This is a genomic window from Enterococcus avium ATCC 14025 (assembly GCF_000406965.1).
GTDB classification, from domain to species: domain Bacteria; phylum Bacillota; class Bacilli; order Lactobacillales; family Enterococcaceae; genus Enterococcus_A; species Enterococcus_A avium.
Genome location: NZ_KE136363.1, coordinates 381953 through 399826, shown reverse-complemented (window position 1 = coordinate 399826; position 17874 = coordinate 381953). Strand labels below are relative to the sequence as shown.

The window sequence follows — 17874 nt, the reverse complement described above, 5'->3', positions numbered from 1 at the left end:
CTTTACGCTTTTCCATTAAGTACTGCTTCTAAAATAGCCATCCGAATATAGACACCGTTAGTCATTTGCGGAACGATTCGTGATTGTAAGCTTTCAACTAAACTGTCTGCAATTTCGACATCGCGATTGACTGGCGCCGGATGCATGATAATCGCTTTTTCTTTCAATTGCTTCCCGCGTTCAATCGTTAAGCCGTATTTTTGATGATATTCTTCCTTTGAAAAGCTTTCCTGTCCATCATGTCGTTCGTGCTGCACTCTTAAGAGCATCATGACATCCACCTCAGGTACAAGCTCATCCAATGGACGATAGGTACCATACACATCAAAGCTTTCGTCATACCATTCTTTCGGTCCAGAAAAATAAACTTCTGCGCCGAGGCGTTTCAACATTTGCATATTAGATTTTGCGACGCGCGAATGGGTAATATCTCCTGCAATCGCGACTTTTAATCCAGCAAAGCGGCCAAACTCTTGATAAATCGTCATTAGGTCAAGCAAACATTGAGTAGGATGCTGCCCACTGCCGTCCCCGCCGTTGACGATCGAACATTGAATCGTTTTGCTTTGGATTAATTCATCATAGTAGTTCTCATCGCTATGGCGAATTACTGCTACATCCACCCCCAATGCCGACATCGTTAAAACCGTGTCATAAAGAGTTTCCCCTTTTTGAACCGAGCTGGTTTTTGCGTCAAAATCAATCACATCTAGTCCGAGTTTTTTCTCAGCGACTTCAAAACTTTTATGGGTTCGGGTACTATTTTCAAAGAAAAGATTGGAAACAAAGTATTGGTCCTTGTGGGGTGTCCATCGCGCACCTTGTTTGAACTGCTGCGCTCGACGAATCAGTCCCATCACCTCTTGATCGGTTAAGGCTTCCACCGTCAATAAATGTTTCAGACTGATCTCTTCAGACTGGATGATCATGAAATTTCCTCCTTTAATTCCTAGATAAAATGCTTGGCTGTCTATTTCTCGCTACGTGCCTGCTCCGGCAGGATTAAGTTCAAGATAATTCCTAAGACTGTGGCTAAAGCCATAGCAGATAATGTGAAGGTGCCTGCTTCAAAGACCAATCCGCCAATTCCAATGACTAGGATAGTTGAAGCAATCAATAGATTCTTTTTCTTATCAAAATCAATTTTATTTTCGATCAAGATTTTCAATCCGCTGGCTGCGATAACTCCGAACAAGATGAAGCTGATGCCTGAGATTACCGGCCCTGGGATACTTAAGATCAAGGCGCTGAGTTTGCCGACAAATCCTAATAAGACTGCGAAGATCGCGGCACCGCCGATAACGAACACACTGTGTACGCGGGTGATTGCCAGTACGCCGATGTTTTCTCCGTAACTGGTTACCGGAGGTCCACCTACTAGGCCTGCGACGATTTGCGCTAAACCATCCCCCATCAAGGTGCGATCCAAACCAGGATTTTCGAAGAAATTGCGTTTCGTTAATTTATTTAATACCATCAAGTGGCCGATGTGTTCAGTCATGGTGACAAAAGCGATTGGCGCCATTGTTGTAATCGCGTTAACGTACAGTTTTGGCTGATAAGTAGCGAATGGCACACTGAACGCTGGCATCGCCAACCATTTTGCATCGATGATCGGTTGATAGTCGATGATGCCGAAGATCATTGCTGTAATGTAGCCGCCAACGATTCCTAACAGAATGGGAATCAATCCTAAAAATCCGGTGAAGAACATATTGAAGAAAATTGTTAAGGCTAAAGTAATCAAAGCAACTAACACATATTTGAAGCTGTATTCGCCGTTGTTATACATGGCATTTTGTGCAGCGTTGCTGGCTAGGCCTAAGCCAATAACCATTACCACTGGTCCAACGACAATCGGCGGTAAGATTTTATCCAGCCAGCCAGAGCCGATTTTTTTAATAATGAAGGAAACGATCAGATAAACCAAACCGCAGGTCAAAGCCCCTTGGGCAACTGCTGGATAGCCGTCACTTTTCATTAATAATTTCATCGCCGCGATAAAAGCGAAGCTACTACCTAAGTAAGCGGGGATTTTTCCTTTGGTTACCGTTAAGTAAACCAAGGTTCCTAACCCCGAACTTACTAGAGCGATACTTGGATTGATTCCGACTAAGATCGGTACCAAGACGGTCGCGCCGAACATGGTGAATAAATGTTGAATACTTAATCCGACCCAGTGGCCTGCACTTGGGCGGTCGTGAATATCTAAAACAACGTCATCATTGTGAAACTCTTGCATTGGATTTCCTCTTTCTAGTGTCTAAATATTTGTCTGATTAGTCTTCTTTTTGAATTAAGATGCGGTCCTGCCCGTCGTTTTCTTCCATTTCAACGACAATTTCCTCCGTCAAGGCTGTTGGGATATTTTTCCCAACATAATCCGCGCGTATTGGCAATTCGCGATGGCCGCGGTCAACTAAGACTGCCAGAGAGATACGGTTTGGACGACCTAAGTCGATGACAGCATCTAGAGCTGCACGAATTGTTCTGCCGGTGAACAAGACATCGTCGACCAAGATTACTTCTTTGCCCTCAATTGAAAAAGGAATATCTGATGAATGTAATTCCGGTTCAGCTTCCGCTACATTCACATCGTCCCGATACAATGTAATATCCAACTCCCCAACCGGAACATCGATGTGCTCCAATTGCTTAAGGCGTTCTGCGATTCTTTGTGCGATAAAAATCCCGCGGGTTTTGATCCCGATCAAGACGATATCCTGAACCCCCTTATTTCGTTCGATGATCTCGTAAGTAATCCGAGTCAACGCTCGTTTCATTGTTACCTCATCTACTACCTCTTTTTTATACATCCTGTCTCCTCCTTATTTGTTTTAATGAATTAATTTTTCAGGGAAAAATTAGTTCGATTCAAATGCCGTATATCATTCAACTAGAGCGTTCACGCGGATGATCGGCTCAGCTTTTGGAACTAGTTTCTCTTCCTAAAGTAAACTGCGAAAAGTTGAACTGACATCCTTATTCGTTTAAATGCCTTTATTTTTCGCAAAAAAAACTCCTACCCGTAGTTAGGTAGGAGGAATGTTATCGACTTCGTCAAAATGATAGTGTTCACCTAGGCGCACCTAGACCAAATCACTATCTACTTCCTTCTTAGCCTCACGGGACTACTCTTAAAGGATTACTATTTAGTTATTTATTTCTTACTACAGACACTATACTATTCCTGATTTAAGAAATCAATCTTTTTCTTTTAACTGTTTCAAAGTTTTTTTGAAAATTTCTGGCAGCGGTGCTTCAAAGACCATCATCTCGCCTGTCGTGGGGTGTTCAAAGCCCAATAATTTCGCATGCAAAAATTGTCCATTCCCCTTCAAGGTTTTCTTTGGCCCATACAAAGGATCGCCAGCGACTGGATAACCGATGTATTGCATGTGCACTCTAATTTGATGGGTACGTCCCGTTTCTAGCTGTAATTCAATTAACGTGAAGCCTTCGTAACGTTTCAAAACTTCAAAGTGAGTCACAGCCGGTTTGCCGTCTTCGATCACGGCCTGCATTTTTCGATTAACCTTTGAACGACCAATTGGTGCTTCGATTCGTCCCTTTTCGTGAGGAATCTCTCCGTGAACTAGCGCCACATATTTTCTTAAAGAGGTTTTATCTTTCAGCTGTTTCGCTAATGCTTCATGGGAGCGGTCATTCTTCGCCACCATCAATAAACCAGAAGTATCCTTATCGATACGGTGGACGATCCCTGGGCGAATCACATCATTGATCGTTGATAGGCTTTTGATTTGATACAATAATCCATTCACTAGCGTACCTTTGGGATGGCCTGCAGATGGATGGACCACCATGCCTTGAGGTTTATTTACCACCACGACATCGTCATCCTCATAGACAATATCCAAATCTAGATTTTCGGGAATAAGATCCAACTCTTCGGGTTCAGGAATCTCGATCAGGATTTTATCTCCAGCATTTACTTTGTAATTTGCCTTGATGACTTTGCCTTCAATGGAAACATGTTGTTCCTTGATCCATTGTTGAATCTGTGAACGAGAATAATCTGCCAGGCGGTCATTCAAGACCTTATCGATCCTCCCGGTTTCTTCTTTTATCATTACTTCAATTTGATTAGTCATTTTTCTTGTCTCTCTCATCTAATAGAATATAAATAAAAATCATAATGACACCTATCACTAAAGCCATGTCAGCGATATTAAAAATTGGAAAATTAATGAAATCCAAACGGAACATATCCACGACATAACCTAAACGGAAACGATCGATGAAATTACCGATGGCCCCAGCTAAAAAGAAGCTCAAGCCTAAGGTCAGCCATTTACTCTCCTGTAAATGTTTGACTAGATAATAAATCACCGCAACTACTGCAACAATCGTGATAACAATAAAAAAGATTTGCTGTCCTTCAAAGAGACTAAACGCGCCTCCGGTATTGCGAATATGGGTTAGTGACAAAACATTTGGAAGGATCGTTTGACTTTCACCAAAATTATACTGATTGACGATCCACCATTTGAACCATTGGTCGAGCGCGATGATTCCTGCACTTAATAATAAATAAATGACTAACAAGCTTATTGCTCCCCTTCTTGACTATAAATATCTCGCGGTCGAATAATGCCCAACAGATTGCCATCCGAATGTCCATCTTTTGTAATCAAGATCGCTTCTAAAATGGCTTCTGTCTGAAACATTTTTTCTACCTCAGAAACTTTTGTATCAGCTGAAACAAATTTGAAATTCGTGCGCTTGCCGTTTCCTAACAATAAATCTTCAGCTATACGTCCCTTAAGACTAACAGAACCAGATAGACTAGCTTGGGCAAAATAAAACCCAATGGTTCTCAAAGTAATCAAGCCCATAAACTTTCCAGAGTCATAAACCGGAAACTGGGAAAAACGTTTTTCCGTGATGATTTTCATGATTTCTACCAATGGCAGATTTCGTTCAAATCCAGTGACTTTTTTACCAAACCTTGGCAACACCTTTTCTGGACGCAATAAGCTTTCCTCGATTTGTTTAATGCGTGTAACTGCCCAATCATTCGGCTCAGCAATAACAAAATCATCCGCCACTTGATCATGCACAATCGCATTGCGCAATTGTGCCAGCTGCAGCAAATCATTCTCACTGTCGCCAATTAAGTTATCTCGCCGTTTTGATAAGCGTCTCACCGCTTCACTAAAGCTCATATTCACCGGATTGCCTAATTGTCGTTTTAGTTCCTTTTCAATCCGATTAAAGGTACTCAAAAAAATATCCGCCCGTTCTCCCATTCGACTGCTCCTTATTTCTTACTAATGAAATTTTTTCTTTTAAATCACCTAACTAGATTTTTCAAACGATTTCTGAAAAAATTTTTTTGATTCTAATTCAGGTAAAATTCGATAGCTCCAGTATAAGTGAAAAAAAGCGTGATGGAAAGTCTCAGGTGTGAGGAAAATTAGAAGTGAACATTTAGAGAAGTGTTTGAGGAATAAAGGTAAGTGAAATTTACTTGGTTCGCTGAACGTTACGCAGCTGACTCTCAGCGAAGTTAATAAAACTGTGAAAAATCGGACTCGTCAAATAACCCGCTATTTCAGCAGGTTTAAAAATTTTGATTTTTTTCTTACGCCAACTAAGCCTATTATTGTTGAATGTCCGCTTTATACCAACGTTGGATTTCTGATAAAGCAAACAAAAGTTTTATAAATGCTGTTTTTGTATTTTCTTTAAAATGATTGGTTAGCTTTTCAATCTCTCAATCAATGTAATTTGATTGTCTTCAAGCCAAACATCCTCCAGCTCAGCATTGACGTGCATGCAAGCAATTAGGATCGAAGTCGTCTGTTGATCATTCAATTCTTGAAGATCAATTCCCTTAGGCAGTCCAATTTTTTGGATCAAAATATCTGGTTCTGGTCTTTCTTCTGTAATGATCAGATCCTCTGGAATTCGAATCAATTGTTTTTCGGACGCCGCACTTTTTTCTTGAAGCGTATCTTCATCGTTTCGGTTATCAAAGATTTTTGACTCAGTGGTTTCGACAAATTTTGCTTCAACCGCTTTTTTGAAGAGTCCCACACCGTCTTGGTCAAATAGATCAACGATTGCTAGTTTTCCCAAAGAGGATTTGATTTTTTCTGCTGGCAAGTCACGATTGACGTCTTTGATACTAAAACGATGATAGTTTCCGTTGCTTTTTTCATATTTAACTTGTAATCTTATTCTCGTTTTACCTATACTCTCCACCCCTTTTCTATTTATCCTGAAAAAATCAGCTTCATGAACCGACCAAGCTTTCCAAAGGCATTTTGGCAAAATGGGTATATAGTTTTTCTAGCTTATCGGCAATGAAATGTTTTACCGTAAATAATCTTCGTGATAACACTTTCCATTCTTTTTTATCAAAGTAATCTTCGAAAAAAATAGACAAACGGCGCAATAAACGCGTATTTTTAGTTTTCATGAAGATATGTTTGACGATATCCACCATCATAAAAGAAAAATCGTCATTGGTTAATTCTTCTCGTACTTGCAGTACAAGTAAAAATTCCAAGGTATCTTTTGCATCGCCAGTTTCAAAATAGTATTTTCTGATGCGCTTTTCTAACGTCTTTCGCTTCAGTGAAAAAAGCTGATTTTTGTTTAATAGATGCTTCTTCATAAACATCCTCCTCTCTTTAGATTATCTATAGTCAAGTATTGGCTGCTCTTCCTCAATAGCTGTGCACCGCCGTTGCTAAAAGAGAAGCGCGTACAATTATTTTCTTAGTTAAGAATCGTTCGTGTTTATCTCACGCTTAAAAGATAGCTCTTTTTTTAACCGTTTACATTCCTAAATGTTTATTATTTTTTAAACATAATGATCATCACAAGTCAATTCGTTGGTAGAACAAAGTTTATCGGGTTTTAAAATAACGATGATAAATTCTATCTTTGTTGAAAATGTTGGGTTATTCTAACAAATCAATCGAGTAGAGGGGAAAGCCAACTGACCTTCCGCCCCTCTCACACCACCGTACGTACGGACCCGTATACGGCGGTTCAATAAGTTGAGTGTACGAACTGGTACTTCAAGGAGATGTCCTCATATCCTTGGCGGGCCAGTTCTTTGTCTGTTAATGATCGATGAAGAATATGACTTTTGGAGATTGACCAAATACCTTTTCTTGTATTTGACCATTCATACGCTTTCGCTTTATCGATCCCTAAACGAATCAGATTTTTCCTTTTGGTTCTTGGATTCTTCCATTGTTTCCAAATATATTGTCTGATTCTTCGCTTCAACCAACCGTTTAACTCCCTCATGAATTCTTTCATCTCACCAATTCCATAGTAGTTGATCCAACCAGTCATTAGTTGCTTGATTTCTTTTAAAATAAGTTGGATACTTCTTCCACGGTTTCTTTTAGTGAGTTGTTTGAGCTTGCTTTTCACACGCTGTTTTGCTTTTGCGTGAGGGCGAATTTTAATACCTTTCTTTGTTGGCAGAATGCAGAATCCAAGAAACTTTCGTTTCAATGGGCTTCCTACCGCACTCTTTTCTCGATTTACCGTCAACTTTAGTTGTTCTTCGAGAAATTGAATGGATTTCTTCATCACACGCTGTCCTGCTCGTTTGCTTCTAACATAGATATTGCAGTAAGTAGCCCAAGGGAACCTCCCCCTTAGGCCCTCTCAGAACCGGACGTGAACCTCTCAGCTCATCCGGCTCCCATTATCCAGCCGATGGTAATATTCCAATTTTCCAATGCGCGAATAAATTTCTTTCTCGCTTGGCGATTTCCCCTAACCAATGTTCCGCTTTTCTTCGTGCTTGTCGCTTTTTATATTTACGACGAACCCACTTCACGAGACATTGGTTGATGTAGCGCAGTAGACTGTACATTTCTGATTTATAGAATTTCATGTAATAGTTCATCCATCCTTGAATTTTACTATTGAACATATTCGCTAAATCCTCTAGCTTTTTGTCCGCTTTTAATTGTAATCGCCAATTCCTTACCTCTTTGCGAATCGCCTTTTTCGCTTTATCTGATACAGCCGGAAGAAAATTTGTGAAGCATTTTCCATATTTATTCTTGGCGCCTCTAGGTCTAAACGTAAAGCCCAGGAAATCGAATGTCGTTATCGGATAGTTCCCCATCCTATCACTATCTCTGCAGTAAACAATCTTTGTCTTATCAGGATGTAACTCCAAACCAAAGATTCTAAACCGTTCTTCCAATCTTTTCTTCAGATATTTCGCTTGCTTTAGGGATACACAATGAGTAATACCATCATCGGCATATCTAGCCCACTGTATATTAGGAAATTCTTTTTCCATGAAGTCATCAAACGTATAATGAAGAAACAAGTTCGCTAGAACTGGACTGATTACACCACCTTGCGGTGTCCCGGCTTTTCTCGAAACAGTCGAACCATCTTCCCTCTGGAAAGGTGCTTTTAACCATCTTTCCACATATAGGATAATCCACTTCTCTTGAGTGTACCTTTTTACCATTTCAATTAGATAGTCATGTCTGATATTGTCAAATAGTCCTTTAATATCAAATTCCAGTACCCAATCTCTTTTCCAGCATCTAACTCTTGTTTTCTCTATTGCCTGGATTGCCGACTTATTCGGCCGATAGCCATAAGAATCCTCATAAAACAATCGTTCTACTACAGGTTCAAAATACATCTTCGCTACCATCTGTGCAATCCTATCTTCAACTGTTGGAATCCCAAGTACTCTCAGCCCACCACTCTTTTTAGGAATGGATACTGCCTTTACCGGTTTTGGGAAATAACTTCCCGATGATAATCGATTCCACAGTTTGTATAGATTATCTTTCAGCTTATATTCATAAGCCTCAATTGATTCTTCATCTACTCCAAAAGTTCCTTTATTGGCTTTTACTTTTAGAAATGCTTGGTAAACTGCTTGTTTTGAAATATTGTATGACTTTGTTTCTTGCATAAGTTCCTCCTCCTTAAAGTTGACTTATCCTTGAAACTGGATAACTCAGGTTCTTCGCTCCACTCTCGTTACAAGAGCTTCTTCACTACTACAACCCAATCTGCCCCCATGACTGCATCGGTACTCTTTTCTTGCGGGGCTTCCGCTTGAAATACTCCCTTGACATCAGCCCGTGGGTTCCCACGTTCCATATAGACGCCTATGTTATGTTCATGCCACCTTTATGCCGCCCGCCGCCTGATCAGTAAACAGGTTTCCTCCAAGCTCATCCTAGGTCAACGACTATACCCAGTTTTGACGGAATTTATACGCTTTCGACACTTCTGTGGGTGGTTCGTATGGTCACTCATCTCCATAACACACACCTGACAACTCTTGGTTGCCTTTTCCTTAACGCTCAATACCATAGCTTTTGACTACAGCACCTTAAGGTGGTTTGAAACCTCCACCTGTATGGCGGTTTCGGCAGGCCGTCTGCCATCATCTATACAGCATAGCTGCTTTGAATAGTTTATCTATTCACGCACACTTTCATGGCGCACAGTCATCGGCGTATCGAACAAATTTATGTCCTAGATTTTCTAGCACTTGATCAAATTCGTTCAGGTAGATGTTACTTAACAGGGGAGAGAGATTGCCTCCTTGGGGCGTTCCTTCTTCCGTTGTTGTGATGAGTCCATTTTCCATTACACCACTCATTAAGTATTGACGGATCAGTTTTAGGACTTGTTTGTCCTTTACTTTCCGCTCAATGAAATACATCAGCTTATCGTGATTTACGGTGTCAAAGTAGGCTTTCATATCAATGTCCACCACATATCGGTAACCTTGTTCATAATAAGATTTTGCTTTCTTCACTGCGTCATGTGCGCTGCGATTTGGGCGAAACCCATAACTATTATCTGAGAATTCTGGTTCAAATAGCGGTTGTAACACTTGATTGATTGCCTGTTGAAGCATACGATCAATAACCGTGGGAATTCCTAGTTTTCTTACACCGCCGTTTGGTTTCGGTATTTCTACTCGCAAAACAGGCTGAGGTTTATAGTTCCCTTGGCGTAAATTGGATAGTAATTCCTCGCGGTGCTCTTTCAAGTAAGGAAGCAGTTGATCGACGGTCATCCCATCTGCACCAGCCGCCCCTTTATTTCTGACTACTTGAAGATACGCTTGATTGAGATTATTCCGCTCTAGAATTCTCCCAAACAGATTTTCTACACCATCTTGTTTCCTCTGTTCACCGCAAGAAGTGCTGCGCACTTCATCATACCCTTCGTGTTCCACACTAGCTCTTTGATGATAGCCAAGTTTTCTTGTTTTCTGCGGTCGTCGCATCTTCTCACACCTCCTAAATTATTCAAGATTCTTATTGTTCAGTCCTTCGTAACGGTCAGTGTCGTTACTACTATGACCTCGGCTGACTTCTCATGATTCACCATCATGTCGCCATGATCGTTGTGCTGGTTTGTTTTCATTCAACGCCCACAACACCCTCATGAGATCTCCCCCGGTAAGAGTGAAAACTTTCCTCCTATGTAACTGCTAGATTTACTGTATAGGTTTCGGGCAGTATTGGACTTTGTCTTGTGATGAAGACTTATCCGACCTAATTCAGCCTTGTATCTAGTTTCTGTTCGTCAGTTCAGGAGTTTGCGTCCGACTTCCTTCAGCCACAACCTCACGATTGCCACCTTGTCTTTCGCTAACAGTTCCTACTGCCAAGCCTGTAGTGGACTTTCACCACCAAGTTTTCACCCATGCAGGGCGCACACCAAAAAATCCTCAGCATCGAATAAAATGCTAAGGATTTTTTATGGATATTGAGTTAATATCGACCTATTTTAGTAATACAGAGTTAATAATTTCCAAGCCTTTTGTCAATTCTTCTTGGCTGATGGTCAAAGGGGGCAGTAGTCTAAGCACGTTTTTACCAGCTTTGATTGCTAAAAGATTTTGTACCTTCAACTCTTGAATTGTCTGTTGCAGCGTTTCTGGCGAATTTAACTCGATCCCCACCATCAAGCCTTTTCCTCGAACATCGAGGACTTTTTCAGATTTTTCACTCAATTTGATCAGTTCATCCAATAAATACTGGCCCTTAACAGCAACTTCTGCTAAAAATTCCGGCTGATTAATCTCACTAACTACAGTATCGGCCACCCTCATCGCCAGATTGTTCCCGCCAAAGGTCGTACCGTGAGAACCAGGGCCAAAAGCTTCAGCTAATTCGATCTTTCCTAGCATCGCACCTACTGGGATGCCGTTAGCCAAAGCCTTGGCGATCGTAATGATATCTGGTTCGATCTGATAAGCCTCAAACGCATAGAAGGTTCCTGTTCTTCCCATACCGGTTTGAATTTCATCAATGATCAATAAACTGCCATTTTCTTTACATAGTTTTGCGACTGACTGAAGCCATTCTTTATTCGCTGGTATGATTCCGCCTTCTCCTTGGATAACTTCCAACATGACTGCGGCCACGTTTTCATCTAATTGTTCCTTCAATGGAGCTAGTTCATTATAAGGAAGATAGTCAAATCCTTCGACGAGTGGAAAAAAGCCTGTTTGCAGCGCAGGCTGTCCCGTTGCACTCAAAGCCCCGTAAGTCCGTCCGTGGAATGATTGCTCAAAGCTAAGAATTTTCGAACGCCCAGTGGCCTTTCTAGCTAATTTAATCGCCGCTTCATTGGCCTCAGTTCCGCTATTACAAAAGAAAGCTAAATAATCCTTTCCCTTGGTCAATTTTTCAGCTACCTGCTCTTGCAGATGATTGGTATACAAGTTCGAGCTGTGCCAAATTTTATCTGCTTGCTCAGCCAATGCCTGCATCACTTTTGGATTGTTATGACCTAAATTTGTGACAGCGATTCCGCTCATAAAATCCAGATAGCTGTTTCCCTCTTGATCATACACATAGCTTCCTGAACCCTTAATTAGATCAATCGTGTCTCTTGCATAATTTGGAAACAAATGACTCATGCAAAGACCCCCTCCTTTACGATTACAGTACCTGCACATTCGATACAATTGGTAATATGAACTTCTGAAACACCATTTTCTAACGCATCGACAGCACTATTTAGTTTAGGGATCATGCCCCCAGTAATCACTTTCTCCGCTTTCAATTGCTCAACTTCATGGATTGATAGTTTTTCAAGCCATTGTTCGTCTTGCTTCACTCCTGGTACATCTGTCAACAAATACAATGCATCTGCTTCAAGGGCTTCAGCGATTTTACACGCAGTATCATCCGCATTGATATTAAGCCATTGGCCGTTTGCTGTCATTCCTAAAGGAGCGATAATCGGAATGTAATTCTTATGCAAAACCCCCTCAATGGCTGCAGGATTAATCTCGGTAATCTCACCAACGTAACCTAATTTTTCTTGATCAATAAACGTTCCTTGAATCATATTATCGCTAGAGGCATTAAGACCAATCGTTCCAAAACCTTGCTGTTGGAATAACGTTGTAATCGTCGGCTGCACCTGACCCATCAGAACCATTTGAGTAACCTTTAATGCTTGCTCTGTTGTGACACGTAACCCTTCATTGATCATTACAGGGATATTTAATCGCTCCATCATTTCCGTGATGTAGTATCCCCCGCCGTGAACAATAATGATTTCATGTCCGTGAGCCTGCCATGATTCAATTTGCTCAAAAAAATTATTTGTTAAATTATCACTGGCTACCCCACCGATTTTTACAACTATTTTACCCATGCTTTTCGCTCCTTATATGAATTTATTTTTCCACCAGAAAAATGAGTCGTTTCCCATGCCATATATCATTCCTCAAAATTTCTTGCTTTTTGTCTTGGAGGAACTGAGAACTTGAACTGTCGATCTGATATTTTTATGTGTGGTACAATGCGTTCACTTCAACGTATTTGTAGGTTAAATCACAACCCCAAGCCTGCCCGCTTTGCTCTCCGATATTCAGATCAACGGTAATATTGATTTTTTCTTTTTCTAAAGTCTGTTTCATGATGGTTTCGTCAAATTCTTGCGGCTGGCTGTTTTTCAACAGTTGCTGATCACCGATCCACATATCGATTTTTTCGGGATCAGTGTGTGAACCGGCATAGCCGACTGCGCAAATGATTCGTCCCCAATTAGGATCTTCTCCAAACATTGCGGTTTTTACTAAACTGGAGCCGACGACTTTTTTAGCGACTAAACGGGCTTCACTTCCGTTGAGCGCTCCGACCACTTGTGCTTCGATCAATTTAGTGGCTCCTTCGCCGTCTTTGGCAATCTTCTTTGCTAGCGTTTCACTAACTAGCTGAAACATCGCCACGAATTGTTCAAACGCTTTGGAATTTTTTTCGATCACTGGATTTTCTGCCAAGCCATTGGCTAAGACTAACACCATATCGTTGGTGGATGTATCCCCATCTACAGTGATCTGATTGAAGGTCGTTTCAGTTTTATCTGCTAAAATTTCCTGCAGCAATTCTTCTGAAATTTGAGCATCGGTTGTAATGAATGCCAGCATCGTCGCCATATTAGGATGAATCATCCCTGATCCTTTGGCTACACCCGCCATTGTTACCTGCTGACCATTGATTTCTTCAGTAATGACGATTTCCTTTGTCGCTGTGTCAGTTGTTAAAATGGCTTCATGAAAAGCATAGGGTTCTGGCTTTTCCAGATCGATATTGCTGATTCCTGCTTCGATGATTTCCATTGGCAGTTGTTTACCAATCACACCGGTTGAAGCAACAGCCACGCTTTCTTGCGGGATATTCAAATGTGTCCCTGTTATCGCCTGCATCTCTTTTGCATTTTCCAATCCTAGTTTTCCCGTGCAGGCATTGGCGATACCTGAGTTGACTACCACTGCCTGAATGGTGGTATCCTTCATTGCCTCTTTTGTAACAAAAATCGGTGCTGCCTTTACTTGATTTGTCGTATATACTGCCGCAGCATTGGCAGGAACTTCTGAATAAATGACTCCTAGATCTTTCTTCTCTTTTTTTAATCCTGCATGTAGGCCAGTGGCATAAAAGCCTTTGGGACTGGCAATCGTTCCATCTATGATTTGCATATTCTTCACACTCCGGCATTTTTTTATGGATAAATTGGTACTAGATTTAGTCCAGTAGTTTCTGGCCAACCTGCTAGATGATTTAGATTATGAACGGCTTGACCAGCTGCGCCCTTTACTAAATTATCCAAAACTGTAACAACAGTAACGATATTGGTCACTTCATTGTAAGCTACTCCAATATCACAGAAATTCGAACCGACGATCTGATGTAAGTTTGGGTAAACATCTTGATCTTGAACTCGGATAAATGGTTTTTCTTGATAGAAGGTTTGAAATAAATTTAAAACCTTTTCTTGTGTCAGTTTTTCCTTGCTGCGAGCATAGGTTGTAATGAAAATGCCGCGAGTCACTGGAATTAAGGAAGTCGAAAATTGGATTGCTGGAATGTTTTCGTTCCATTTTTTTAATTGCTGCATGATTTCTGGAATGTGCTGGTGGCTGTTCATTTTGTACAACGTCATATTTTCATTACTGTTAACAAAATGACTAGACTCCGATAAATTCTTGCCTGCGCCTGATAAACCAGATTTTGCATCAACGATAATTGAATCGCATTCGATAATTTCTTGCTGAACCAGCGGTGCCAAAGATAAAAGTGTTCCCGTAGCATAGCATCCAGGATTAGCGATTAATTTTGACGTAGGTTCTGCATAAAAATCAGCTAATCCGTAATGAGCGTTTTGTAATATTTCAAAGGGTGCACTTGAATTTTTATACCATTTTTCGTATTGCCCATCTGTTTTTAATCGAAAATCACCTGAAAGGTCAATAACTGGAAAATCTGCCTCTACAAAAGTTGTGGCGATCTCTTTAGAGATACCTGACGGTGTAGCGAAAAAAACTAAATCTGACTGCTCCATGATTTTTGTGGAATCAATTGGTTCCAGAGGAAGGTTCAACAATCGATTTAAATGCGGCAAATACTCATCAATATCTTTGCCATTTTGCGAATGACTGTGAATAGAACTAATCTCTACGTTAGGATGCTGCAATAGTATTCGGACCAGCTCGATCCCACTGTAGCCTGTCACTCCGATAATCGAAACTTTCAAATTAATCCCTCCTTTTTCTTCTGATGTTCAAGCCGTATATTATTCCATTAGCTTGGTGAACTTTTGGTGTGCCTGATTTTTTGTTCACTATATAAACCGCGAAAAGCGAAGCTGATATTCTTGGAATTGAATAATAATACGATTAGAAAGCTGCTATTTCTGACGATTATACGTGTAGTATTTATACAAGTCAATGGTTTTTTATAAATTATTTTGCATGTTTTAGTAAAAATATGCAAAATCTGCTTTTGAATATACAAAAATGGAGCAAACTCCCGCTTTCACGAGTGTTTGCTCCATTTGTCATGCTAGAACAAGCCGATAGCATTGCCCTTTTCATCAACATCCATATTTAAAGCGGCAGGCTTTTTAGGTAATCCCGGCATCGTCATGACGTCACCAGTCAGCGCTACGACAAATCCTGCGCCAATCTTCGGTACAAATTCGCGGATCGTCACATCAAAATCAATTGGAGCCCCTAATTTACTTGGGTCGTCTGATAATGAATACTGTGTCTTCGCCATGCAAATAGGCAAACGATCCCATCCATATTTCTTGAAGCTGGCCAATTGCTGCTGTGCTTTTTTACTATAGATAACTTCATTCCCGCCATAAATCTCGCGAACGATCGTTTCAACTTTTTCAGTTAAGTCATCATGTTCTCTGGTAAAGATTGAATGGAAATGATTTTTTTCATTTGCAATCGTCTCAACAACTGTCTTTGCTAAATCGATGCCGCCGTCAGGTCCTTTCTCCCAGACGCTAGCCAACTCGACCTTCACATCTTCTTGTTCGCAAAGTTCTTTTAATAGTGTAATTTCCTTGTCAGTGTCACTGATAAATTCGTTGATAGCAACAACTACTGGTAATCCATATTTGCGCATATTACGAATATGCTTGGCTAAATTGCTGAAGCCGTTTTTCAATGCATCAAGATTTTCCATACTTAAATCAGCTTTAGCCATTCCGCCATGCATCTTCAGTGCTCTGATAGTTGCAACGATCACTACAGCGTCGGGAGCTTTTCCTAAACTAGGAACTTTAATATCCAAGAATTTTTCCCCGCCAAGATCCGCACCAAAGCCCGCTTCTGTGACCACATAATCACCGCAGTGCAGAGCAGCTCGAGTTGCTAAAATACTATTACAGCCATGAGCGATATTCGCAAATGGTCCGCCATGCACAAACGCAGGGGTTTGATAAATGGTTTGAACCAAATTAGGTTTGATTGCGTCTTTAAGAACAAGCGCTAGTGCTCCTTCCACCTTCAAATCGCCGACTGTTACGGGCTCACGATCAAAGGTATAGGCAACAACGATATTTGATAAGCGCTGCTTCAAGTCTTCAATATCTGTTGCTAAACATAAAATTGCCATAATTTCACTGGCAACAGTAATATCAAAGCCGTCTTCGCGGGGAACTCCATTGATCGGACCGCCCAAGCCAACAGTGATATGGCGCAACTCACGGTCATTCAGATCAACAACCCGTTTCCAAATCACGCGCCGGGCATCGATGTTTAATTGATTTCCTTGATGGATATGATTATCCAGTAAAGCTGATAACGCATTATTTGCCGTTGTGATCGCGTGCATATCGCCAGTAAAGTGCAGATTAATATCTTCCATAGGTAAGACCTGTGCGTAGCCTCCACCAGTTGCGCCGCCTTTGATACCCATCACTGGTCCTAAAGAAGGCTCACGAAGAGCGATCACAGTCTTCTTGCCTATTTTATTTAAAGCATCGCCTAATCCAATCGTAACAGTTGATTTTCCTTCCCCTGCCGGCGTTGGATTGATTGATGTGACAAGAATCAATTTGCCTTCTGGATTTTCTTTCATTCGTTCTAAAGCATCAAACTCAATTTTTGCTTTGTATTTGCCATGCAATTCCAAATCATCAAAAGATAAGTTGATTTTTTCTGCGACCTCCGTAATTGGTGCTAAAGTCGTCGCTTGAGATATTTCGATATCAGTTTTCATAAAAACTCCCTTTCCCGAACGTTACTCAGAAAAATACACTTTTTTATTCGTTCCTTTTTATTATAACGAATTTTTTAAAGAAAAACACCACTTAGAATTATCAAACGTATTGATTCGCAATTTTTGTTTCCTTCACGTATAATAAAACCAGCAATTGCAAAGGGGTGTTGCGTAATGAATAGTGGCATTGTTAAATGGTTTGATGAAAAAAAAGGGTACGGTTTTATTGCCTATGATGAAAATCAAGAAGTTTTTGTTCACTTCACCGCGATTGAGGAAGATGGATTCAAAAGCTTGGATCCGGGTGACGAGGTTGATTTTGTAATTGTGGAGGGTGCTCGCGGGATGCAAGCAGCTCATGTAAAAAAGAAATAAACGAAAAGATCAGTCATGACTGATCTTTTCGTTTATTTCTCTGATTTCAATTTCTGGATAAAACGTTATAAAGTCTTTTATAAAGGCTTCTTTTCTTTTTTTACGCATAGCAAAATGGAAAGCTGCTCCGCTAAGTCCTTTTCGCTGGATAATCACCCCGTCTTTACACGGTGTTAAATAATCGATATGCTCCCGTAAAAGAGTCTCACGGCGCCAAACTCTTGCGTATCGGACACTTATACCGGTTTCGTCAATGTTCAAATAGCGATGAAGGCCGACAACAGCAAATAAAATGGCGATGCCGATCACAATATTACCCTGTAAATAAGGCCGTGTTTTCTCTAAGGTCAGAATCAAACCATAAAAAAGAACAATAAAGGTCAACGACCAATAAATAATGCTGATTGACAGCTCTGGTTGCCAAAAATAGCGTTTTGTCTTCATTCATATACTCCTACTCTTCTAAAAA

18 protein-coding genes and 1 pseudogene are annotated in these 17874 nt (G+C 40.7%); 1 reads left to right on the top strand and 18 read right to left on the bottom strand.

The genetic code is table 11. The features are described 5' to 3' along the window. Positions 1-2 precede the first annotated feature (2 nt). From OMU_RS12170 to OMU_RS12095, 17 genes and pseudogenes are all read right to left on the bottom strand, one after another. Complete coding sequence (locus OMU_RS12170; protein ID WP_016180207.1) at positions 3-929, bottom strand: aspartate carbamoyltransferase catalytic subunit; 927 nt, start codon at positions 927-929, stop codon at positions 3-5. A gap of 41 nt (positions 930-970) precedes the next feature. Further along, on the bottom strand, positions 971-2242 hold the full coding sequence (locus OMU_RS12165) for a solute carrier family 23 protein (RefSeq protein WP_016180206.1): 1272 nt from the start codon (positions 2240-2242) through the stop codon (positions 971-973). Between the two features lie 37 nt (positions 2243-2279). After that, positions 2280-2816 (bottom strand): bifunctional pyr operon transcriptional regulator/uracil phosphoribosyltransferase PyrR, encoded by a 537-nt coding sequence (pyrR, locus tag OMU_RS12160; protein WP_016180205.1) that lies wholly within the window; start codon positions 2814-2816, stop codon positions 2280-2282. A gap of 387 nt (positions 2817-3203) precedes the next feature. After that, on the bottom strand, positions 3204-4112 hold the full coding sequence (locus tag OMU_RS12155; RefSeq protein ID WP_016180204.1) for an RluA family pseudouridine synthase: 909 nt from the start codon (positions 4110-4112) through the stop codon (positions 3204-3206). After that, positions 4105-4566 (bottom strand): signal peptidase II, encoded by a 462-nt coding sequence (lspA, locus tag OMU_RS12150; RefSeq protein ID WP_016180203.1) that lies wholly within the window; start codon positions 4564-4566, stop codon positions 4105-4107. Before lspA ends, OMU_RS12155 begins: the two co-directional genes overlap by 8 nt. A 2-nt stretch (positions 4567-4568) precedes the next feature. Continuing rightward, positions 4569-5270 (bottom strand): CBS domain-containing protein, encoded by a 702-nt coding sequence (locus OMU_RS12145; protein WP_016180202.1) that lies wholly within the window; start codon positions 5268-5270, stop codon positions 4569-4571. A 451-nt stretch (positions 5271-5721) separates the two neighbouring features. Continuing rightward, a complete protein-coding gene (locus tag OMU_RS12140) occupies positions 5722-6228 on the bottom strand; it encodes a DUF2922 family protein (protein ID WP_016180201.1) in 507 nt (168 codons plus the stop codon). 31 nt (positions 6229-6259) lie between these two features. Further along, a complete protein-coding gene (locus tag OMU_RS12135; protein ID WP_016180200.1) occupies positions 6260-6643 on the bottom strand; it encodes a hypothetical protein in 384 nt (127 codons plus the stop codon). A 380-nt stretch (positions 6644-7023) separates the two neighbouring features. Further along, on the bottom strand, positions 7024-7578 hold the full coding sequence (locus OMU_RS12130) for a group II intron maturase-specific domain-containing protein (RefSeq protein ID WP_016178548.1): 555 nt from the start codon (positions 7576-7578) through the stop codon (positions 7024-7026). Between the two features lie 118 nt (positions 7579-7696). After that, positions 7697-8941, bottom strand: a complete 1245-nt coding sequence (gene ltrA / locus OMU_RS12125; protein ID WP_016178253.1) for a group II intron reverse transcriptase/maturase — start codon at positions 8939-8941, stop codon at positions 7697-7699. Positions 8942-9009: 68 nt separating this feature from the next. Continuing rightward, positions 9010-9132, bottom strand: coding sequence for a hypothetical protein (locus OMU_RS23930; protein ID WP_016178252.1), 123 nt, complete (start codon positions 9130-9132; stop codon positions 9010-9012). Between the two features lie 349 nt (positions 9133-9481). Next, a pseudogene (gene ltrA / locus OMU_RS12120) lies at positions 9482-10276 on the bottom strand (group II intron reverse transcriptase/maturase); the annotation flags it as partial. 501 nt (positions 10277-10777) lie between these two features. After that, on the bottom strand, positions 10778-11920 hold the full coding sequence (gene argD / locus OMU_RS12115) for an acetylornithine transaminase (RefSeq protein WP_016180199.1): 1143 nt from the start codon (positions 11918-11920) through the stop codon (positions 10778-10780). Then, positions 11917-12666: an acetylglutamate kinase gene (gene argB, locus OMU_RS12110; protein ID WP_016180198.1), complete on the bottom strand. Its 750-nt coding sequence runs from the start codon at positions 12664-12666 to the stop codon at positions 11917-11919. The genes argD and argB overlap by 4 nt, the downstream gene beginning before the upstream one ends. A gap of 133 nt (positions 12667-12799) precedes the next feature. After that, positions 12800-13993, bottom strand: a complete 1194-nt coding sequence (gene argJ, locus OMU_RS12105) for a bifunctional ornithine acetyltransferase/N-acetylglutamate synthase (RefSeq protein ID WP_016180197.1) — start codon at positions 13991-13993, stop codon at positions 12800-12802. A 23-nt stretch (positions 13994-14016) separates the two neighbouring features. Beyond that, positions 14017-15048: an N-acetyl-gamma-glutamyl-phosphate reductase gene (gene argC, locus OMU_RS12100; protein WP_016180196.1), complete on the bottom strand. Its 1032-nt coding sequence runs from the start codon at positions 15046-15048 to the stop codon at positions 14017-14019. A gap of 308 nt (positions 15049-15356) precedes the next feature. Further along, entirely contained in the window at positions 15357-17030 is a 1674-nt protein-coding gene (locus tag OMU_RS12095; RefSeq protein WP_016180195.1) for a formate--tetrahydrofolate ligase, read from the bottom strand. 174 nt (positions 17031-17204) lie between these two features. Here OMU_RS12095 and OMU_RS12090 point away from each other — a divergent pair, with 174 nt between their 5' ends. Beyond that, on the top strand, positions 17205-17405 hold the full coding sequence (locus OMU_RS12090) for a cold-shock protein (RefSeq protein WP_016180194.1): 201 nt from the start codon (positions 17205-17207) through the stop codon (positions 17403-17405). 9 nt (positions 17406-17414) lie between these two features. Here OMU_RS12090 and OMU_RS12085 read toward each other — a convergent pair whose 3' ends face one another. Continuing rightward, entirely contained in the window at positions 17415-17849 is a 435-nt protein-coding gene (locus OMU_RS12085; RefSeq protein WP_016180193.1) for an EbsA family protein, read from the bottom strand. Between the last annotated feature and the right edge of the window lie 25 nt (positions 17850-17874).